Source organism: Nitrobacter sp. TKz-YC02 (assembly GCF_049852135.1).
Taxonomy (GTDB): Bacteria; Pseudomonadota; Alphaproteobacteria; order Rhizobiales; family Xanthobacteraceae; genus Nitrobacter; species Nitrobacter vulgaris.
Genome location: NZ_CP180728.1, coordinates 1,422,364 through 1,442,248, shown reverse-complemented (window position 1 = coordinate 1,442,248; position 19,885 = coordinate 1,422,364). Strand labels below are relative to the sequence as shown.

The following is a 19,885-nucleotide window of genomic DNA, read 5'->3' as shown; positions in this document are numbered from 1 at the left end:
GATGAACGACAGCATTTCTGCGCCGTTTATTCGCTATCCCATCGGAACATCGTTGCTGATGGCGGGCATTCTGTTTGTCGGTCTGATAGCCTTCCCGCTGCTTCCGGTCGCGCCGTTGCCGCAGGTCGATTTCCCCACGATCCAGGTCCAGGCGAACCTGCCCGGCGCAAGTCCCGAAACCATGGCGTCGTCGGTGGCGCAGCCGCTCGAGCGGCAAATGGCGCAGATTCCCGGCATCGCGCAGATGACATCGACCAGTTCGATCGGGTCGACGTCGATCACGATCCAGTTCGATCTCAACCGCAACATCGACGGCGCGGCCAACGACATTCAGGGCGCAATCAACGCCGCCAGCGGCCAGTTGCCGAAGAACCTTCCGAGTCCGCCGACCTACCGCAAGGTCAATCCCGCCGACTCGCCCATCATGTTGCTGTCGGCGACATCCGACACCCTGCCCCTGACGACGGTGAGCGACGACACAGACGCCCAGATGGCGCAGCAGATCAGCCAGATTTCCGGCGTCGCGCAGGTCTTCGTTGGCGGCCAGCAGAAACCGGCGATCCGCATCCAGATCGATCCGGCGAAGCTCGTGGCCAAGGGCCTGTCGCTCGAGGACATCCGCAGCCAGATCACCTTGACGACTGTCAACGCTCCCAAAGGCAGCATCGACGGCGGAACGCGCAGCTACACCATCTATGCCAACGATCAGCTGACCGCGTCGAAGGATTGGAACGACGTGATCATCGCCTATCGCAATGGAGCGCCGCTGCGCGTGCGCGACATCGGCCGGGCGGTGACAGGCCCCGAGGACAACAAGCAGGCGGCGTGGGCGAACGGCAAGCGCGGCGTATTCCTCATCATTTTCAAGCAACCGGGCGCCAACGTCATCGACACCGTCGACAGGATCAAAGCGGAGTTGCCCAGACTGATCGCGGCGATCCCGCCTGCGATCAAGATCAAGATCATCAGCGACCGCACCACCACCATTCGCGCCGCAATCGAAGACGTTCAGATCACCCTGCTCATCACCATCTGCCTCGTCATCATGGTGATCTTCCTTTTCTTGCGCAACTTCTGGGCGACCATCATCCCGAGCGTCACCGTCCCACTGGCGCTGCTCGGCGCATGCGCCCTGATGTGGCCATTCGGCTATTCGCTCGACAACCTATCGCTGATGGCGCTGACGATCTCGGTCGGCTTTGTCGTCGACGACGCTATCGTCGTGCTGGAAAACATCAGCCGCTATATCGAACAGGGCGAAAAGCCGATGGCGGCGGCGTTGAAAGGCGCAGGCGAGATCGGCTTCACCATCATGTCGATCAGCATTTCGCTGATTGCCGTTCTGATTCCGCTGCTGCTGATGGGCGGCATCATCGGGCGGCTGTTCCGTGAGTTCGCGGTGACGCTGGCAATGGCGATTTTCGTGTCGCTCGTCGTATCGCTGACGCTGACCCCAATGATGGCGTCGCGTTTCCTGCGCAGTCATGACAGCGTGAAGCACGGTCGGCTCTACCAACTCAGCGAGCGCGGTTTCGATGCGCTACTCAACGCCTATCGCCGCGGTCTCGATCTCGTGCTGCGCTGGCGACGCACCACGCTTCTCGTGTTCTTCGTGACGCTCGGTCTCTCGATCTACCTGTTCGTGATCATCCCGAAGGGGTTTTTCCCGCAGCAGGACAACGGCATGATCCTCGGCACCTCCGAGGCCGCGCAGGACATCTCGTTCGCGGAAATGAAGAAGAAGCAGGAGGAGCTTGGCGGGATCGTGCTGGCCGATCCCGCCGTGCACAGCATCGCCATGTTCATCGGCGGCGGCGGCAGCGCACTCAACAACGGCCGCATGTACGTCACGTTGAAGCCGCGGGAGGAGCGCGATGCGTCGGCGCAGCAAGTGATCGAGCGGCTACGGCCGAAGCTCGAGCAGGTGGAAGGCGCGCGACAGTTTCTTCAGGCCTCGCAGGACGTCCGGCTCGGCGGCCGCGCGACCCGCACCCAATTCGAATATACGCTTCAGGACGCCGATCTCGACGAGCTGAATGCCTGGGCGCCGAAGGTTCTGAAAAAGCTGCAGACGCTGCCGCAACTGCGCGATGTCGCCACCGACCAACAGACCAACGGCACCACGCTAACGTTCACAATCGACCGCGACGCGGCGTCCCGCTACGGCGTCACACCACAGCTCATCGACGATACGCTCTACGACGCCTTCGGACAGCGGCAGGTCGCGCAATACTTCACGCAGCTCAACACCTATCGCGTGATTCTCGAAATCCTTCCCGACTTGCAGGGCAAAGTCGACACGCTGGACAAGATCTACGTCAAGTCGCCGCTCACCGGCGAACAGGTTCCGCTCTCGGTTTTCGCCAAGTGGACGACGGTGCCGGTGCGGCCACTGTCGATCAGCCATCAGGGCCAGTTCCCCGCCATCACCATCAGCTTCAACCTCGCGCAAGGCGTGGCGCTGGGACAAGCAACCGACGCGATACAGAATGCAATGCGAGAACTCGGTACGCCCGCCACCCTCAACGGCAACTTCCAGGGCACCGCGCAGGCGTTTCAGCAGTCGCTCGGCACCGTTCCGCTGCTCATCCTGGCCGCGCTCATCGTCGTATATTTGATCCTTGGCATTCTCTACGAAAGCTACATCCATCCGATCACGATCCTGTCGACGCTGCCGTCGGCGGGTGTCGGCGCGCTCGCGACGCTGATGCTGTTCGGCTACGACTTCAGCCTGATCGCACTGATCGGGATCATCCTGCTGATCGGCATCGTCAAGAAGAACGGCATCATGATGGTGGACTTCGCGATCGCGGCCGAGCGCGAAGAGCATTTGTCACCGGAAGAGTCCATCCGCAAGGCCGCCCTGCTCCGCTTCCGGCCCATCATGATGACGACCATGGCCGCGATGCTCGGCGGCGTGCCGCTGATGTTGGGCACCGGAACTGGATCGGAGATTCGTCAACCGCTCGGCTATGCGATGGTCGGCGGGCTTCTGGTCAGTCAGGCGTTGACGCTTTTCACCACGCCGGTCGTCTATCTCTATCTTGACCAGTTCTCCAACTGGCTGTCCCGCTGGAGCCGTGGCGGTCGTAACCTGTCGAGCCACAACTCGATCAAGGAAGCGGCCGAATAGCGCGCGGGCCATGGCAGCAACCCACTTCTGAGCCATTTGCAAAACTCGCCAAGGGGCTACACGAACGGTGCTGGCTGCGGAGGCCCGCAACAATCGCCCGCATCAGAGCTTCCCCACTTTCCTTGCGCTCGGAATATCGGTCGGTGTCATGGCGCCGTGCCGCTCCAGACCTGGCCTTCCGACCAGAGCGAGAGTTTCCGCAGTTCACGCACCTTCGGGTGATCGATTGCCGCTCCATCGGGCAACGGCAAGCCATGCGGGTCGAAGATGCGGGTTTCCGCGCCGAAGTGCTTCAGCAGGCGTTCGGCTTCCTGGGTCAGGAAACGACTGTATGACCGCTCGCGAAGCGAACCATAGAGCAACAGAATACGAGGCGGATGGGTCGAGGGTGTTGCCCGCAGTCGATCAATGCGCGGCACAGCGATGCAATCGGCATCCACATTAGGTAGGTTTGGCAACATCAACGGTTCGCCTCCACAACCGCCACCGCCTTACCGTCGCGCTCGTACCAACCTTTGGAGCGGTTCACGATCCACACGACGGAGAGCATGACCGGCACTTCGATCAGCACACCGACGACGGTCGCGAGCGCCGCGCCGGAGTGAAAACCGAACAGGCTGATGGCGGCCGCAACGGCCAGCTCGAAGAAGTTGGACGCGCCAATCAGGGCCGATGGGCCGGCGACACAATGTTGCTCCCCCGAGATTCGATTGAGCAAATAGGCGAGCCCGGAATTGAAATAGACCTGGATCAGGATCGGCACGGCGAGCAGCGCGATCACCATCGGCTGCGCCATGATTTGCTCGCCCTGGAAACCGAACAACAGCACCAGCGTCGCCAGCAGCGATACCAGTGAGACCGGCCCGAGCTTCGCGAGCAGCCTGTCGAGCGTAGCCTGCCCGCCGCTCGACAGTAGACGCCGTCGGATGATTTGCGCGACAATCACCGGGATGACGATGTAGAGCGCCACCGATAAGATCAGCGTGCCCCATGGCACGGTGATCGCGGACAGGCCTAGCAGTAGCCCGACGATCGGCGCGAAGGCCACTACCATGATCGCGTCGTTGAGCGCGACCTGGCTCAGCGTGAAATGCGGCTCACCCTTCGTCAGATTCGACCATACAAACACCATCGCCGTGCAAGGCGCGGCGGCGAGGATGATGAGGCCAGCGATATAGCTGTCGATCTGGTCGGCGGGCAGAAGTGACCGGAACAACCAGCCGATGAAGAGCCATCCGAGCAAAGCCATGGAGAACGGCTTCACCGCCCAATTGACGAACAGCGTCACGCCGATACCGCGCCAGTGTCGGCCAACCTCACCGAGCGTGGCGAAGTCGATCTTGAGCAGCATTGGAATGACCATAAGCCAGATCAGTACGGCCACCGGGACGTTGACCTTGGCGATTTCCGCTACGCCGATCGCCTGAAACACGCCTGGTATCACATGACCGAGCCCGATGCCGACGACGATGCAAAGCGCAACCCAGAAGGTGAGATAGCGTTCGAAAGTAGACATGATTTTTCCTCACGCCGTCGCGATTCGGCGGCCTTGTTCGTCGATAACGCGCTCACCGTCTTCCTTCGTGAGTTCGCCTTGCTGCGGCGGCAGCAGATCGAGCACGTTTTCGGACGGCCGGCAGAGTTTCACGCCCTTTGAGCTGACGACGATCGGCCGGTTAATAAGAATCGGATGCGCCATCATGGCATCGAGAATCTGGTCGTCAGTCAGTTTCGGATCGGCAAGGCCAAGCTCCGCGTAAGGCGTGCCCTTTTCGCGTAGAAGTGCCCGCGCGGAGATGCCCATGCGCGCGATGAGTTGCGTCAGCAGCGTGCGTGACGGCGGCGTCTTCAAATATTCGACGACATGCGGCTCGATGCCGGAATTGCGGATCATCGCCAACGTATTGCGCGACGTGCCGCAGTCGTGGTTGTGATAGATGATGACGTCCATGATCGACCTCACGCCGTGCTGTTGCGAGGCGGGGATTGATCTGCATCAGACATTGGAAGCGCCTTTCTCAGGTTCGCAACAGGAGGACAGCGCGGCGACGGCCGGATTGCACACCTCGGGATGGCCCTGGCAGCAGTCGCGCATGAGGAATTCGACAAGATTGGAGAGCGTCACTAAGGCCGCGCTGTAGATGATCGACCGCCCTTCGCGCCGAGATTCGACAAGCCCGGACTGTTCGAGATGGCTGAGGTGAAAGGACATGCGCGAGGCGGACGCGCTGTCCATCGCTTCTCCGATGGCGCCAGCGGACATCCCTTCGCGACCCGCTTTCACCAGAAGACGGATGATGCGGAGCCTCGTTTCCTGCGCGAGCGCGGCGAAGGCGTCGAGGGCCTGTCTTTCGTGCATTATCATCTCAATATTTCAATTATTATTGAAATAATAAATACACGAGAAATTCGTGGCGCGCCAGTCCTTCTGCGGCAATTCCAACTTCGAGTGCCGCCTTCAGCGGATCAAGCAGGGCTATGGATGGTTTTAGGTTTTATGCGGGTTTCCTGGATTTTCGCTGGTACGATCGCCACCCCTAGTTGAAGGCTACGAGGTCGACCAGATCGCCAACGACATCGGCATGTCACGGCAGAACGTCGAGCACTACATGCACTTCCGCGATCAGATGAAGGTCGGTGCCGACGGTCAGAAACGGCTGCAATTAATCGTAAATAGAGAGCCCATCTGAAGGGTGTCCCTACCCCTCTCGTGCTGTGGTAATAGTGGCGTCTCTTTCCGCCCTATGGGCTAGACCACGAACATTGAGGCGGCTATATCACGCGGGCAAATAGCCGGGCTTACAAAACTTTTGAGCGACGTCGCAAAGCTTTCCGAAAAAAGAAAGTTAAAACAATCGCTTAATTGGGGAATGGTGTAACGGTAGCACAACAGACTCTGACTCTGTTTGTCTAGGTTCGAATCCTAGTTCCCCAGCCAGCTACCCAACCAGGATTGAATCGCGTTCGTCGCGCGATAGCTCGAGCGGCACAGATCGACCCCTGCGGGATACGCCCGCGCTCCCTGGTACTCTATCGGCACTACCTTCGAAGTTAACCAATCTCCCTAAAGCCAGGGCGCCGCCTGCCGCCCTCACTGCTGAATTCTGCAATAAAAACAGCAAGAAGAAAGTTGCGCCCAATTCAGGCAGTCGCCGCGCATGGCAGATCTAGGGACGTGATCGATACCTTCGGCTTAACAGTTTTTTGCAATAACCCATGCGAGCATTGAAGCTGCAGCAGCACACGACACAAGAAATGTGATCAGAAAAATGCTTCATTCGACTACCGCAAGCTCCTTCGGACGTGTCATTTCCGTACGGGGATCACAGGCGCGCGTGGGTATTTTGAGGACCGGCCGCATGTCGCCGGCAGCGACCCGCGCGACCGTCGGCCGGTTCGTCAGCCTGCGCAGCATGACCTCCACGATCGTTGCGATGATTACGGAGGTCTCCTGCGAGAATCTGCCCTCTGATGAGTTCATGGCAAGCGCCTCGGTCGATCTGCTTGGCGAAATCCTTGACAGCTCCGGTCCCCGCCCGCGTTTCCAGCGCGGCGTCACCAACTATCCGGCGATCGATGATCTAGCGGACCTGATCACCAATCAGGAGCTCCGGACCATTTACGCGCCCAACGGAGCGGATCAGATCGATGTCGGTACGTTGCAGCAAGATCAATCCGTCAAAGCCTTTGTCGACGTCGAAGAAATGCTCAGCAAGCACTTCGCCGTGCTTGGCTCGACCGGCGTCGGCAAGTCGAGCGGCGTTTCGCTGCTCATCAACGAGATCGTGAGATCTCGCCCCGATCTCCGCATCTTCCTGCTCGACGTACACAATGAGTACGGCCGCTGTTTCGGCGATCACGCCCTCGTGCTGAACCCGCGCAATCTGAAATTGCCGTTCTGGCTGTTCAACTTCGAGGAAATCGTCGACGTTCTGTTTGGAGGCCGACCCGGCGTGCCGGAAGAGCTCGATGTTCTTGCGGAGGTGATCCCGATCGCGAAGGGACTCTATACGCAGTATCAGCACGCAGATCGTGCCAGCCTCAAACGTATCGATCCCAAGAGCGTCGGCTTCACGGCCGACACGCCGGTGCCTTATCGACTGGTCGACATGATGTCGCTGATCGACGAGCGCATGGGCAGACTGGAAAACCGCTCGTCGCGTATCGTCTACCACAAGCTGATCTCACGCATCGAAACCGTGCGCAACGATCCCCGCTACGCCTTCATGTTCGACAACGCCAACGTCGGCGGCGACACCATGGCCGAGGTTGTCAGCCTGCTGTTCCGTCTGCCTGCCAACGGCAGGCAAATGACGATCATGCAGCTTGCCGGCTTTCCCGCCGAGGTTGTCGACTCCGTGGTGTCGGTTCTCTGCCGCATGGCGTTTGACTTCGGTCTATGGAGCGATGGCGTCTCGCCGCTGCTGTTCGTTTGCGAGGAAGCGCACCGCTATGCGTCGGCCGACCGAAGTATCGGCTTCGGCCCCACGCGCAAGGCGATCTCCCGTATCGCCAAGGAAGGCCGCAAATACGGCGTTTATCTTGGTCTGGTCACGCAGCGCCCGGCCGAACTCGACGCCACCATCATTTCCCAGTGCAACACGCTATTCACGATGCGTCTTGCCAACGACCGCGACCAGTCGCTCTTGCGTTCGGCGGTCTCGGATGCGGCTGCTAACCTGCTCTCGTTCGTGCCGTCGCTCGGAACCCGCGAGGTGCTGGCTTTCGGCGAAGGCGTCGCGCTTCCCACCCGGCTGCGCTTCAAGGAAGTCCCGGCGCACCAGTTGCCCCGCAGCGAAGCCAAGATCTCGACGGTGCCGTCGGCCAGTCGCGGCCAGGATATGCAGTTCGTGGATGCCGTTCTGGAGCGCTGGCGCGGCGCGACCTCGCATCGCGATGCGCCCCATGATCCCGCCCCCATGGCGCCCATGGAACGACCCGCGTTACGCCCGCTGGACGCGCCGATGCTACAGCCGTCTCTCAGCCATGATCCCGACCGCTTCTCGCTACTGAAAAGGCCGTTGCGGTAGAGCGGGTAGCGACATCGCCGCGCTCTTCGCGACGCCGTCACCAACATGCACCCGAACGACGGGCTTTCTGATGGGAGGTTGCCCAAACAGGCGCAGCCAGTGGCTACAGCGCGACAGCGGGAGCGTCTGTTCCTTAATTTTCAGCCGCAGCCGGGACGACTTTCTGTGTCAGGATTGCGCGCGACGTGATAAAATATACTGGAGCTTGTGGACCAAGCACCGATGAGAAAACAGCGGCCCAGGGTGTCGGAGGAAGAGCACGTGGTGCTCCAGTTCCGGCCGCGTGGCCGTGGGGGATTGCCGAGGCACCGTCCCCCGGCGAATGCCGCAGACGCCCGCTCGCCGGACAAGGCTGACCATCAGTCGCCGCGTCGACCTTCTCACGACCAACCCGACGACTTCAGTCACCGGATGCTGGCAAACACGGCGGCAATGGCTTTCACGATTGCCTTGATCGCCATCGGACTGTGGTTGGCCAAGAACATCGCCGATCTGCGCACCATTCAGGATTGCGCCCAGATGGGGCTCCGGGGTTGTGCACACATCTCAACACCCCCACCGTAGACACGGCAACAATAGGAAACATACTGATTCGGCTATGGAATACGGCTTCTCCGATGCCCGCCACCATTGAACTCGGGACAGCGCTCCGATATATGGGCTCGGCACGAAGGACCGGACCTTGCGGGGACGGCGTCGGCGTCGTACGCCTATGTGGCGCACCTACTCTTCAATGTATCAAAGGCTTAGCGATGTCTTCCACATTCGATCGGGTCGCCACCATTATTGCGGAAACCTGCGACATCCCACGCGATACGATTACGCCCGAGAGCCATGCCATTGATGATTTGGGGATCGACAGCCTGGACTTCCTCGATATTGCTTTTGCGATCGACAAGGCTTTCGGAATCAAGCTCCCATTGGAGAAATGGACCCAGGAAGTCAACGACGGTAAGGCGACCACCGAACAATACTTCGTCCTAAAAAACCTCAGCGCGCGCATCGACGAGTTGGTCGCCGCCAAGGGCGCGTAATCACGCGGTCATGCACCTCGAATATTTCCATTTGATCGATCGCATCACCGACCTAAGGACGGAAGAGCGATCGATAACAGTCGAAGCGCAGGTTCCCCGGGAAAGCACCATCTTCGAGGGACATTTTCCGGGACACCCCCTGATGCCCGGCGTGCTCCTGATCGAGTCGATGGCGCAAGCCTCCGGCTGGCTGTTGATCGCGCTGACCAAATTCGAGCGAATGCCCTTTCTGGCCGCGGTTAAGGAAGCCAAGATGAGGACGTTCGTTACACCTGGCGAATTGTTGACGATCGAGGCCGCCGTCGTTCACGAAGGCTCCGGTTTCACCATCACCAATGCGAAAGTCCGCGTCGGCGGAAAGCCGAAATGCAATGCGACGCTGACGTTCCGTCAGGTGCCTTTTCCCAATGACGACTTGCGTGGCTACATGGAGACCATGGCCAAACGCATCGGGTTTCCGCAACAGATGTTTGCTCATGGCTGAGACAGCACCGCCTTCAGCGCCGATCGAAACCTGGATAACCGGCATCGGACTCGCCACCTCGCTCGGCGAAGGCCTTGATGCTCATTGGGAGGCGTTGAGTCATCGGCGTATCAATGCCGACGAGAAGAGCTTCGCACCCTACGTCGTTCATCCGCTGGCTCCGGTCAATTTCGATGCTCAGATTCCGAAAAAGGGTGACCAGCGCCAGATGGAAGCCTGGCAGCGCATCGGAACGTACGCGGCGGGACTGGCGCTCGATTCCGCCGGCGTCAAAGGCAACACGGATATACTGGCGCGGATGGACATGATCGTCGCCGCAGGCGGCGGCGAGCGTGACCTTGTCGTCGACGCCGGAATTTTGAATGCGGAAACGAAGGGCAACTTCGCGCCCGGCTATCTCAATGAACGGCTGATGAGCGACCTCCGGCCGACACTCTTCCTGGCGCAGTTGTCCAACCTTCTCGCCGGCAACATCGCCATCGTTCACGGCGTTACCGGCTCGTCGCGCACATTCATGGGCGAAGAGGCTGCCGGCGTCGATGCGGTGCGCATCGCGCTCGCACGAATTGCAGCCGGTCAAAGCGACATCGTTCTGGTCGGCGCTGCCCATAACGGCGAGCGCAAGGATATGCTGCTCCTCTACGAGTTCGGCGACTTCAACCTGAAAAACGAATACGCGCCGGTATGGGCGCGCGAGCACAACAGCGGTTTCGCGCTCGGATCAGGCGGCGCTTTTCTGGTGATTGAATCCCGCCCCCATGCCGAGGCCCGCGGCGCCAAGCCGTTTGCGCGCCTGACCAATGTCGTCGCCGATCATTCACGGCGCAAAAGCTCTGGCGACACCGCATCGACGTTGGAATCGCTGTGGTCGAAACTTGGCGGCCGCACGAATGCCACCGCGATCATCACGGGCGCCACCGGCGCCGAGCCGGTCACCTCGGAAGAGCGTGCGTTCCTCCGTGCTCATCCGGACATCCCGGTCCGCGCGACCGGAACAATGTTCGGTCACACCATGGAAGCGCAGTTTCCGCTGGGTCTCGCCATCGCCGCGTTATCGCTGTCGCGCGGCGCGTTGTTCGCACCTGCCCATCCATCGGGCGAGGAGATTGATATGTCCAGGCCGCCGACCCAGATTGTCGTGATCGGAGCCGGACACTGGCGCGGCGAAGGCATGGCGCTGGTCGAGGCGATCAGCTGAGCCGACCTAAGGATTCGACGGGGGAACCATGACCGCAATGCGCGACAAATCCGGCAGGCCCGTCGTCGTCGTCACGGGTATGGGCGTCGTGACGTCTCTCGGCTCCGGCAAAACCGACAACTGGGCCAGACTTTGCGCGGGTGAATCCGGCATCAGGACAATCACACGTTTTCCGACCGACGGCCTGAGAACCACGATGGCGGGGACCATCGATTTCGTCCCGATCGAGCCGTTCACGTCGACCGATCTTTCGGAGAGGCTGGCGGACATCGCGACGGAGGAAGCCGTCGCGCAGGCGGCGATCGGACGTGTCGGTGATTTTCCCGGCCCGCTGTTTCTCGCCGTCGCCCCGGTCGAGCTCGAATGGCCGCAGCGCCAGGAGCTCGGCCGCGATATTGGTCTCGGTATCGACACCGACTATGATCAGATGCTGCGGATCAGCGGCGGCGGCAAATTCAAACGGTATCATCGCCGCTTTCTGTTCGGCTCCGTTGCGGACCATCTCGCCGAAACCTTCGGCACCAAGGGCTCGCCCATCTCGCTCTCGACGGCCTGCGCATCGGGAGCAACTGCAATTCAACTCGGGGTCGAAGCGATCCGCCGCGGCGAGGCCGAGGCAGCGCTGTGCGTCGCGACCGATGGCTCGGTCAATCCCGAAGCGCTGATCCGGTTCTCGCTGCTGTCGGCACTGTCGACCCAGAACGATCCTCCGCAGGCCGCGGTACGGCCGTTTTCCAAGAACCGCGACGGCTTCGTGATGGCCGAGGGCGCGGGCGCGTTGGTACTCGAAAGCTTCGAGGCGGCAGCCGCCCGAGGCGCGAGAATCCTCGGCATCGTGGCGGGATGCGGCGAGCTCGCCGATTCCTTCCACCGCACGCGCTCGAGCCCCGACGGCAAACCGATCATCGGATGCGTTCGCAACGCGCTGGCAGACGCCGGCGTGACCACCGAGCAGATCGATTACATCAATGCACACGGCACCGGCACGCCCGAAAACGACAAGATGGAATATCTCGGCATCTCAAGCGTATTCGGCGAGCGCGCCAGGCAGATCCCGGTATCGTCAAACAAATCCATGGTCGGTCATACCCTCTCGGCGGCGGGGGCCGTCGAGGCGGTGTTTTCGCTCCTGACGCTCGAGCACCAACGCATACCGCCGACCATCAACTATGACGTACCGGACCCGGCGATCCCGTTCGATGTCGTTCCCAATACAGCTCGCGATGCGCGCATTACCACCGTGATGTCGAACTCGTTCGGATTCGGTGGCCAGAACGCGTCGCTAATCCTGGCGCGCGAACCGGTGTGACGGCCAGTTCTGATGCCCCCCCACCTCCTTCGAACCCGCGCCCGACTGCGCGACGTGGTCAAACCCGTGAGTGGAGCCGCTATCGGCGCATTGACGATCGGATTGTTGCGAGCGACGCGCTATTTCGATCCGATCAAAACCGCAAATCTGTTCGGCCGGATCACGCAGAAGATCGGACCGATGCTGCGCGAACAGAAGATCGGTCGCGCTAACCTCACCGCGGCCTTTCCCGAAAAGTCATCAGACGAAATCGAGAGGATTCTGACCGGAGTATGGGACAACCTTGGCCGGATCGGCGCGGAGTTCGCTCATCTCGATCACGTCTGGGATCTTGATCCTGACCGTCTTGGAAACGGCCGCGTCGAAATCGAGCCAAAGAGCAAAAAGCTATTTGAGCGACTACGCGACGACGGCAAGCCGGCGCTGATTTTCGCAAGCCACCTCGGCAACTGGGAGCTGCCCGCGGTCGCCGCCGTCGCGCATGGGCTCAATGCGGCAATTTTGTATCGCCGGCCGAACATCGCATCGGCCGATCGCGCAATCGAACAATTGCGTTCTGTCAATATGGGGACGCTGATCCCGGCAGGTCGCGAGGCCCCTTTCAGATTGGCGCAAGCGCTGCAAAACGGTCAGCACGTCGCCATGCTGGTAGACCAGTATTTCACCAACGGCGTCGACGTCACGTTCTTCGGGCGAAAGACCAAGGCTAATCCCACGCTGGCGCGTCTCTTGCGGCAGATCGAATGCCCGATCCATGGCGTGCGGATCATCCGCCTGCCGGGCCATCGCTTCCGTGCCGAATTGTCGGACGAGATCACACCGGCGCGGGATGCAACCGGGCAGATCGACGTGCAGGGAACGATGCAGGTCATCACCTCGGTGATCGAAGGCTGGATCCGCGAATACCCCGATCAATGGCTGTGGCTGCACCGCCGCTGGCGCTAGAGCATTTTCCGGCTAGGTGGAATCCGGTTAGTCGCAAGTAAAGTGTCCTGCTACCACCCTGTCTTTGCGCGCGTCCAGAGTCTGTTGATCGAACGTTGGGTTGCAGGATCGCGCGAAGTGATGACGAACAGCCGTTTCATCACGGCCTTGTCCGGATAGATCGTTTTGTCATCGAAGATTTTCGAATCGATCAGCTTCTGGCTGGCCAAATTGCCATTGGCGTAAGACAGGAAGTCGGAATTCTTCGCCGCGACGTCAGGCCGATAGAGATAATTGATCAATTCATAGGCTTCAGCGACGTTCTTGGCATCCATGGGAATGGCCAGATTGTCGAAGAACATCTGCGCGCCTTCTTTCGGAATCGCATAGCCGATCTCGACACCGTTATGGCTCTCCGCCGCGCGGCTTCGGGCCTGCTTGATATCGCCGGACCAGCCGACGACCAGGCAGATCTCGCCAGTGGCAAGGCCGTTCAAATACTCCGAGGAATGAAATTTTCGGACATAGGGCTTGATCTTACTAACGAGAGCCGCCGCCTGTTCGAGATCGTTCTTTTTTGTCGAATTCGGATCGAAGCCCAGAAAGTTGAGCGCCGCAGGCAAGATATCATCCGCGGAATCGAGCATCTGAATGCCGCAGTCCTTGAACTTTGCGAGCTTGTTCGGATCGAAGATGATATTCCAACTATCGATCTTGCCGTCGGGTCCAAGAATGCGCTGCACCGCTTTGACGTTGTAGCCGATGCCGGTCGTACCCCACATGTAGTTCGCGGCATACCGATTGTCGGGATCGTACTCTGCGAGCTTCTTCACCACCTCCGGCCAAGCGGAGGCCAGATTCGGCAGCTTCGACTTGTCTAATTTCCGAAAGGTATTCGCACCGATCTGACGCTGTAGGAAGTATGCCGTTGGCACCACGACATCATATCCCGACTTGCCGGCAAGGAGCCGCGTTTCGAGCGTCTCATTGGCGTCGAAGGTGTCGTAGACCACCTCGATTCCGGTTTCCTTAGTAAAGGCCTCGAGCACACCCGGCGCGATGTAGTTCGACCAATTGTAGAAATTGACGACTCGCGCGGCGGCATCGGCGCGCGGTGTCGACAAAACGCCCAGGCCTAGCGCGAACGCGCCGATAACAGAGATCCATGTGTATCGATTTTGAATCATCGCTTGCATCGTCCTAAAGAGCATGCATCGCGTCGGACAAGCGCTCCAGCGCGCTGTCGAGCGTGGCATCCTTCTTTGCGAAACAGAAACGCACGACCGAGGTGATCGCATCCCGTTCATAAAACGCGGAAACCGGGATCGCCGCGACCTTATAGTCCGTCACGATACGCCTGCAGAACGCCTGGTCGGTTTCATTGAGGCCGAGCGGCGCAAGGTCCACCGTCAAAAAATAGGTTCCCTGTGAGGGCAGTACGGGAAATCCAATGTCTTCAAGACCACAAGTCAGACGGTCCCGGCGTCGCGTCAGCTCGCGGCGCATCTCGAAAAAGAAATCGTCGGGCCTGGTGAGGCCGTAGGCAACCGCAGCCTGAAGATTGGGTGCCGTCGTGAAGGTGAGAAACTGATGCACCTTCGCGGTGACCCGCAGCAGCGGCGGCGCGGCGCAGACGAAGCCGATCTTCCAGCCGGTGAGCGAGAATATCTTCCCGGCCGAGCCAATCTTGATAGTGCGTTCGCGCATACCTGGAATGGTGATCAGCGGAATATGCTCGCGGCCATCGAAGACGACATGTTCCCAGACCTCATCGCAGATCGCGACCGCATCGAACTCCTGGCAAAACCGCGCCAGCAACTCCAGATCCTCGCGCGGATAGACCACCGCGGCCGGATTGAGCGGATTGTTGAAAAGCACCGCCTTGGTCTTGCGCGTGAAAGCGCCGCGCAGCGCATCTTCCGTGATCCGCCAGTGCGGCGGCTCCAGACGAACCAAGCGCGGAATGCCGCCGGCCTGTCTGATGATCGGGAGATAGGAGTCGTAGACCGGCTGGAAAACGATGACCTCGTCGCCAGGCTCGACCATGGCAAGAATGGCGCTGGTCAACGCTTCCGTGCCGCCAGAGGTGACCATAACCTCGGTCGCCGGATCGACCGAGAGGCCATGCCAGTGGTGGTAGTGAGCGGCGATCGCCTGCCGCAACTCTGGAATTCCCATCATCGGTGGATATTGATTGTAGCCGTCGAGAACGGCGTCTGCCGCCGCGCGCCGGATATCCTCCGGACCGGGATCGTCGGGGAAACCCTGCCCGAGATTGATCGCGTCGTTGTCACGCGCAAGCTGCGACATCGTCTCGAAAATGGTAACCGGCAGGTCGGCGAAGACCTTGTTCATCGAGAGCATCAACTCTTAGCCGCCAGGCCGCGTCGGCAATCCTGCCGCCTTCCATCCAAGAATCCCGCCGGCGAGATGCTTGTCGTAAGCAAGGCCTCCCTCCTGCGCCGCCAGCGAAGCAGTCACCGAGCGCTTGCCGGAGCGGCAGGCAAATACGACCTGCTTGCCCTGCGGGTCGGGAATCGCCGCAGGATCAAAGGCCGACAGAGCGACAACGACCGCGTCCGGAAAGGCCTCCGCCACGACCTCGTTCGGCTCGCGCACGTCGACCAGCAGGTAGCGGCCGTCGGCAATACCTTTCGACACCTCTTCCGGCGACAAATCGTGAACAACAAAATTCTGATCCGCCAACGCAGTCTCCCTTGCGCTTTGCATTGGGCGTTCGCCCGCTGCTCGTCCGCTCTCCGGCAGCGCAAGGTCGCCCCTTGCGCCCATAAAATCAAGCGCCGCCACACTCTAAATGATGACTTGCGTTCCCACTTCGACAACGCGCCCGGTCGGAATCTGGAAATAATCCGTCGCATCGTTGGCCGACCGGCTCAGCGCGATGAACAGACGATCCTGCCAGCGCGGCATTCCGGACTGCGCGGATGGTTTCAGCAACCGTCGCGACAGGAAAAACGACGTCGCCATGATATCGAACTGCCAACCGAGCTTTCGCGCGATGGCGAGCGATTTCGGGACGTTGGGACTTTCCATAAAGCCGAAGCGGAGCGTCACGCGCGAAAACGTGGCACTGATCTGCTCCAGCCGCACGCGGTCGTGCGGCTCGATCCGCGGGGTCGGCGCGGTCTCGATGGTGAGAATGACATTTTTCTCGTGAAGCACCTTGTAGTGTTTCAGACTATGCATCAGCGCGGTCGGAGCGCAGCTCGGGTCGCTGGTCAGAAACACGGCGGTCCCAGTCACACGCTGCGGCGGCCGTTTTTCCAGCATCGTCACCAGATCGAGCAGCGGAAATTCGAGCTTGCGGGATTTTTCGAACAAAAGCCGGCTACCGCGACGCCACGTATACATCAGCAGCATCACGATCGCGCCAAGCGCCAGCGGCACCCAACCGCCATCGAAGACCTTTAACAGATTTGCCGCGAGGAAAGTGAGATCAAGCAACAGGAAGGGCGCAATCAGGGCGGCAGCTGCGACCGCCGGCCAGCGCCAAACCTTCCAGATGACGACAAATCCCATCATCGCGGTGACGACCATCGTTCCCGTAACGGAGATGCCGTATGCGGACGCCAGCGCGCTAGACGAACGGAACATCAGCACTAACAGCACAACGCTGATGACGAGCATCATATTGACGCGGGGCATGTAGATCTGGCCGGAATGCGCCTCCGAGGTGTGGCGGATTTCAAATCGCGGCAGCAGTCCTAGCTGGATTGCCTGACGCGTCAGCGAATAGGCGCCGGTAATGACGGCCTGACTTGCAATCACCGAAGCGACGGTCGCCATGATCACGACGGGAACCAGCGACCACGCAGGGAACAAGAGGAAGAACGGATTCTCGATCGCCTCCGGATGGGCGATCAAAAGCGCACCTTGTCCGAGATAGTTCAGCACGAGCGACGGCAGCACGATCGCGAGCCACGCGGTCTGAATCGGCCGCTTGCCGAAGTGGCCAAGGTCGGCATAGAGCGCCTCGGCACCGGTCACCGCCAGAAACACGGCGCCAAGCGTGATGAAGCCGACGATGCCGTGATGCATCATGAATGTGGTTGCGTAGAGCGGATTAAACGCCAGCCAGACTTCAGGATGCTGCATGATTTGTGGAATGCCCGCAGCGGCGATGACTGCGAACCAGACACACATCACAGGTCCGAAAAAAGTGGCGACGCGCGCCGTCCCGCGTGACTGGACTGCGAACAAGGCCAGCAGAATAATCACCGTGATCGGCACTACATACGGATCCAGTGCCGAGGTGGCCAGCTTGATACCTTCGATCGCCGACAGCACCGTCAGCGCCGGCGTGATCACGGCATCCCCATAGAACAGCGCACCGCCGATGATGCCGAGCAGCACAACAGTTGCCCCACGCCGGCTCGCGGCGCGCTGCGCCAGCGCCATCAGCGCCAGGATTCCGCCCTCGCCGTGGTTGTCCGCCCGCAGCAGGATCAGGACGTATTTCAGCGTCACCACGATAATTAGGGCCCACAAGATCAGCGAGAGGACACCCAGCACCACTTGCGGACCCGCCGCGCTTCCCGTGGCGCCGGAGGCAACGACCGCCTCACGGAGCGCGTAAAGCGGACTGGTGCCAATATCACCATAGACCACCCCGATGCTGCCGAGCGTCAACGCCTTGAAGCCGGCCGTGGAATGGGTATCGCCAAATCCGTTCGCTGCCGGCGTCGCCGCGGCAGAAACTGCATTGTCACTCGTCATGGGATGAAGGCCTCGAAAAACTTCACTGCATAAGCAAAGCGCGCGGCTTATAGCCCCGCACCTAACGCATGGCACATCCTAATTTTAGGCCTCAGTTATGTAAAAATCGCATGATGCCCCATGGAGGTCAAATGATGACTTGCGTTCCTACCTCGACAACGCGCCCGGTCGGGATCTGGAAATAATCGATGGCATCGTTGGCCGACCGGCTCAGCGCTATGAACAACCGATCCTGCCAGGCAGGCATTCCCGAGTGTGCGGACGCCTTCAACGACCGGCGCGAGACAAAAAACGAAGTCGACATGATATCGAACTGCCAGCCAAGCTTGCGCGCAATCACCAAAGCTTTCGGAACATTCGGCGATTCCATGAAGCCGAAGCGGAGGGTGACAATCGAGAACTTTTCGCTGATGTTTTCCATGCGCACACGCTCGGCGGGATCGACGCGGGGCGTTTGCGCGGTTTCGATCGTCAGGATGACGTTATGTTCGTGAAGAACCTTGTTGTGCTTCAGATTGTGTAGAAGCGCAGTGGGCACGAAGTCGGGATCGCTGGTCAGAAACACCGCTGTGCCCTTGACGATGTGCGGCGGCCGCTTTTCGAGGCTTTGAATGAGATCCTGAAGCGGCACCTCAATGCGCCTGGTTTTTTTGATGAGAATCGCCACGCCACGGCGCCATGTCCATATCAGCACCACCATGGCGATGCCGAACAAAAGCGGCACCCATGCCCCATCAAACAGCTTGAGCAGATTGGCGCTGAAAAACATCATGTCGACAACGACAAGCGGGGCAACCAGAGCCGTCGCCGTCGCTGCCTGCCAGTTCCACAGCTTCCGGACAACAACAAAGCCCATGATGCCGTCGGCGACCATCGTGGTGGATACGGCTATCCCGTAGGCGGACGCGAGGCCGCTGGAGGTGCGGAATAACAGCACCAGCATCAGCACGCCGATCAGCAACAGCATGTTGACGCGCGGCAGGTAAATCTGACCGGCATGGGTCTCGGATGTGTAGCGCACCTCGAAGCGTGGCAGCAGGCCGAGTTGCACAGCCTGACGGATCAGCGAATAGGCGCCTGTAATGACTGCCTGACTGGCGATCACTGTGGCGCCGGTCGCCAAAATGACCAGCGGCAGGATCAACGGCGCGGGTGCCAGACGGTAGAAGGTGTTATCGATGGCGTCGGGATGGGCGAGGATCAGCGCCCCCTGTCCGAAATAGTTCAGCAGCAGCGATGGCAACACCAGACAAAACCAGGCCACCTGAATTGGTTTGCGGCCGAAATGACCGAGATCGGCGTACAATGCCTCGCCGCCCGTGACCGACAGAAAGACCAGGCCCATGATGACGAGACCGAGCACACCGTGATTAAGCAGGAAGTGAATGGCGTACCAGGGATTCACCGCCAACAGCACATTCGGATCCTCGTGAATGTGCAGAACGCCGAGGACTGCAATCGTCACGAACCACAGCGCCATCACCGGAGCAAACGCCGAAGCAACCCGCGCGGTGCCGTGACTCTGCACCGCGAACAGCATAATCAGAATCACCACTGTCAGTGGAACGACGTAATCCTCGAGCCCCGGCGCGGCGAGTTTTAATCCTTCGACAGCGGACAACACCGAGATCGCCGGCGTAATCATGGAATCGCCGATGAACATTGAGGCGCCGACCACGCCGAGCGCCAGCAGAAGCAAACTCCGCCGTCCCAGCGCTCGCTGCCCGAGTGCCATCAGCGACAACGTTCCGCCCTCCCCGTTGTTGTCGGCACGCAGCAGCAGGAGAACGTATTTCGCAGTCACAACGATAAAGAGCGACCACAGGATCAGCGACAGCACACCGAGCACGATCGCAGGCGTCACCGCGCCCTGTTGCGCGGCGTGATCGACAGCCTCGCGAAAAGCGTACAAGGGCGACGTTCCGATATCACCGAAGACCACGCCGATACTTCCGAGCGATAATGCCCAAAGGCCGCTCGTCTTCGCCAAAGATTCGCCTTTGGCTCCGGCAGTTGGATCGCTGACGGCCATGGTA

General features: G+C 60.2%; 16 protein-coding genes, 1 tRNA gene and 1 pseudogene. 9 read left to right on the top strand and 9 right to left on the bottom strand.

Annotated elements, in window-relative coordinates:
- Position 1: 1 nt before the first annotated feature.
- Positions 2 to 3,133, top strand: coding sequence for a multidrug efflux RND transporter permease subunit (locus ACM561_RS06720; RefSeq protein ID WP_425908949.1), 3,132 nt, complete (start codon positions 2 to 4; stop codon positions 3,131 to 3,133).
- A gap of 161 nt (positions 3,134 to 3,294) precedes the next feature.
- Here the strand turns inward: ACM561_RS06720 and ACM561_RS06715 are convergent.
- The 4 genes and pseudogenes from ACM561_RS06715 to ACM561_RS06700 all read right to left on the bottom strand — a co-directional run.
- Positions 3,295 to 3,594 (bottom strand): annotated as a pseudogene (locus ACM561_RS06715) (NAD(P)H-dependent oxidoreductase); the annotation flags it as partial.
- Positions 3,594 to 4,649, bottom strand: coding sequence for an ACR3 family arsenite efflux transporter (gene arsB, locus ACM561_RS06710; RefSeq protein ID WP_425908948.1), 1,056 nt, complete (start codon positions 4,647 to 4,649; stop codon positions 3,594 to 3,596). The pseudogene ACM561_RS06715 and the gene arsB, both read right to left, overlap by 1 nt.
- 9 nt (positions 4,650 to 4,658) lie before the next feature.
- The gene (gene arsC, locus ACM561_RS06705; RefSeq protein ID WP_425908946.1) at positions 4,659 to 5,084 is read right to left on the bottom strand and encodes an arsenate reductase (glutaredoxin); all 426 of its coding nucleotides are present in this window, start codon (positions 5,082 to 5,084) and stop codon (positions 4,659 to 4,661) included.
- Positions 5,085 to 5,129: 45 nt separating this feature from the next.
- Entirely contained in the window at positions 5,130 to 5,492 is a 363-nt protein-coding gene (locus ACM561_RS06700; protein WP_425908944.1) for an ArsR/SmtB family transcription factor, read from the bottom strand.
- Positions 5,493 to 5,997: 505 nt separating this feature from the next.
- On the opposite strand from ACM561_RS06700, the gene ACM561_RS06695 reads away from it, so the two are divergent.
- From ACM561_RS06695 to ACM561_RS06660, 8 genes are all read left to right on the top strand, one after another.
- A tRNA-Gln gene (locus ACM561_RS06695) sits at positions 5,998 to 6,071 on the top strand.
- 331 nt (positions 6,072 to 6,402) lie between these two features.
- Positions 6,403 to 8,163, top strand: a complete 1,761-nt coding sequence (locus ACM561_RS06690) for an ATP-binding protein (RefSeq protein WP_425908942.1) — start codon at positions 6,403 to 6,405, stop codon at positions 8,161 to 8,163.
- A gap of 222 nt (positions 8,164 to 8,385) precedes the next feature.
- Positions 8,386 to 8,727, top strand: coding sequence for a hypothetical protein (locus ACM561_RS06685; protein ID WP_425908940.1), 342 nt, complete (start codon positions 8,386 to 8,388; stop codon positions 8,725 to 8,727).
- Between the two features lie 188 nt (positions 8,728 to 8,915).
- The gene (locus ACM561_RS06680; protein WP_011510017.1) at positions 8,916 to 9,197 is read left to right on the top strand and encodes an acyl carrier protein; all 282 of its coding nucleotides are present in this window, start codon (positions 8,916 to 8,918) and stop codon (positions 9,195 to 9,197) included.
- 10 nt (positions 9,198 to 9,207) lie between these two features.
- Positions 9,208 to 9,681 (top strand): 3-hydroxyacyl-ACP dehydratase FabZ family protein, encoded by a 474-nt coding sequence (locus ACM561_RS06675; protein ID WP_425908938.1) that lies wholly within the window; start codon positions 9,208 to 9,210, stop codon positions 9,679 to 9,681.
- The gene (locus tag ACM561_RS06670) at positions 9,674 to 10,879 is read left to right on the top strand and encodes a beta-ketoacyl-ACP synthase (RefSeq protein WP_425908937.1); all 1,206 of its coding nucleotides are present in this window, start codon (positions 9,674 to 9,676) and stop codon (positions 10,877 to 10,879) included. The genes ACM561_RS06675 and ACM561_RS06670 overlap by 8 nt, the downstream gene beginning before the upstream one ends.
- A 28-nt stretch (positions 10,880 to 10,907) precedes the next feature.
- Complete coding sequence (locus ACM561_RS06665) at positions 10,908 to 12,188, top strand: beta-ketoacyl-ACP synthase (protein WP_425908935.1); 1,281 nt, start codon at positions 10,908 to 10,910, stop codon at positions 12,186 to 12,188.
- 12 nt (positions 12,189 to 12,200) lie between these two features.
- Complete coding sequence (locus ACM561_RS06660) at positions 12,201 to 13,133, top strand: lipid A biosynthesis lauroyl acyltransferase (RefSeq protein WP_425908934.1); 933 nt, start codon at positions 12,201 to 12,203, stop codon at positions 13,131 to 13,133.
- 50 nt (positions 13,134 to 13,183) lie between these two features.
- Here the strand turns inward: ACM561_RS06660 and ACM561_RS06655 are convergent, their stop codons facing one another.
- From ACM561_RS06655 to ACM561_RS06635, 5 genes are all read right to left on the bottom strand, one after another.
- Positions 13,184 to 14,299 (bottom strand): polyamine ABC transporter substrate-binding protein, encoded by a 1,116-nt coding sequence (locus tag ACM561_RS06655; RefSeq protein ID WP_425908932.1) that lies wholly within the window; start codon positions 14,297 to 14,299, stop codon positions 13,184 to 13,186.
- A gap of 13 nt (positions 14,300 to 14,312) precedes the next feature.
- Positions 14,313 to 15,476 carry an aminotransferase gene (locus ACM561_RS06650; RefSeq protein ID WP_425908931.1) on the bottom strand — a complete coding sequence of 388 codons (1,164 nt, stop codon included), beginning with the start codon at positions 15,474 to 15,476 and terminating at the stop codon, positions 14,313 to 14,315.
- A gap of 6 nt (positions 15,477 to 15,482) precedes the next feature.
- A complete protein-coding gene (locus ACM561_RS06645) occupies positions 15,483 to 15,842 on the bottom strand; it encodes a rhodanese-like domain-containing protein (RefSeq protein WP_425908929.1) in 360 nt (119 codons plus the stop codon).
- An 81-nt stretch (positions 15,843 to 15,923) separates the two neighbouring features.
- Positions 15,924 to 17,849 carry a potassium transporter Kup gene (locus ACM561_RS06640; protein WP_425908927.1) on the bottom strand — a complete coding sequence of 642 codons (1,926 nt, stop codon included), beginning with the start codon at positions 17,847 to 17,849 and terminating at the stop codon, positions 15,924 to 15,926.
- Positions 17,850 to 17,976: 127 nt separating this feature from the next.
- The gene (locus tag ACM561_RS06635; protein ID WP_425908925.1) at positions 17,977 to 19,881 is read right to left on the bottom strand and encodes a potassium transporter Kup; all 1,905 of its coding nucleotides are present in this window, start codon (positions 19,879 to 19,881) and stop codon (positions 17,977 to 17,979) included.
- Positions 19,882 to 19,885 lie beyond the last annotated feature (4 nt).

Bases quoted from the DNA above. Each gene is read 5' to 3' on its own strand.
- ACM561_RS06645 (WP_425908929.1), bottom strand. From the start codon at position 15,842: ATGCAAAGCGCAAGGGAGACTGCGTTGGCGGATCAGAATTTTGTTGTT.
- ACM561_RS06655 (WP_425908932.1), bottom strand. From the start codon at position 14,299: ATGATTCAAAATCGATACACATGGATCTCTGTTATCGGCGCGTTCGCG.
- ACM561_RS06665 (WP_425908935.1), top strand. From the start codon at position 10,908: ATGACCGCAATGCGCGACAAATCCGGCAGGCCCGTCGTCGTCGTCACG.
- arsC (WP_425908946.1), bottom strand. From the start codon at position 5,084: ATGGACGTCATCATCTATCACAACCACGACTGCGGCACGTCGCGCAAT.
- ACM561_RS06670 (WP_425908937.1), top strand. From the start codon at position 9,674: ATGGCTGAGACAGCACCGCCTTCAGCGCCGATCGAAACCTGGATAACC.
- ACM561_RS06650 (WP_425908931.1), bottom strand. From the start codon at position 15,476: ATGCTCTCGATGAACAAGGTCTTCGCCGACCTGCCGGTTACCATTTTC.
- ACM561_RS06675 (WP_425908938.1), top strand. From the start codon at position 9,208: ATGCACCTCGAATATTTCCATTTGATCGATCGCATCACCGACCTAAGG.
- ACM561_RS06685 (WP_425908940.1), top strand. From the start codon at position 8,386: ATGAGAAAACAGCGGCCCAGGGTGTCGGAGGAAGAGCACGTGGTGCTC.
- ACM561_RS06635 (WP_425908925.1), bottom strand. From the start codon at position 19,881: ATGGCCGTCAGCGATCCAACTGCCGGAGCCAAAGGCGAATCTTTGGCG.
- ACM561_RS06720 (WP_425908949.1), top strand. From the start codon at position 2: ATGAACGACAGCATTTCTGCGCCGTTTATTCGCTATCCCATCGGAACA.
- ACM561_RS06690 (WP_425908942.1), top strand. From the start codon at position 6,403: ATGCTTCATTCGACTACCGCAAGCTCCTTCGGACGTGTCATTTCCGTA.
- ACM561_RS06700 (WP_425908944.1), bottom strand. From the start codon at position 5,492: ATGCACGAAAGACAGGCCCTCGACGCCTTCGCCGCGCTCGCGCAGGAA.
- ACM561_RS06660 (WP_425908934.1), top strand. From the start codon at position 12,201: ATGCCCCCCCACCTCCTTCGAACCCGCGCCCGACTGCGCGACGTGGTC.
- arsB (WP_425908948.1), bottom strand. From the start codon at position 4,649: ATGTCTACTTTCGAACGCTATCTCACCTTCTGGGTTGCGCTTTGCATC.
- ACM561_RS06640 (WP_425908927.1), bottom strand. From the start codon at position 17,849: ATGACGAGTGACAATGCAGTTTCTGCCGCGGCGACGCCGGCAGCGAAC.
- ACM561_RS06680 (WP_011510017.1), top strand. From the start codon at position 8,916: ATGTCTTCCACATTCGATCGGGTCGCCACCATTATTGCGGAAACCTGC.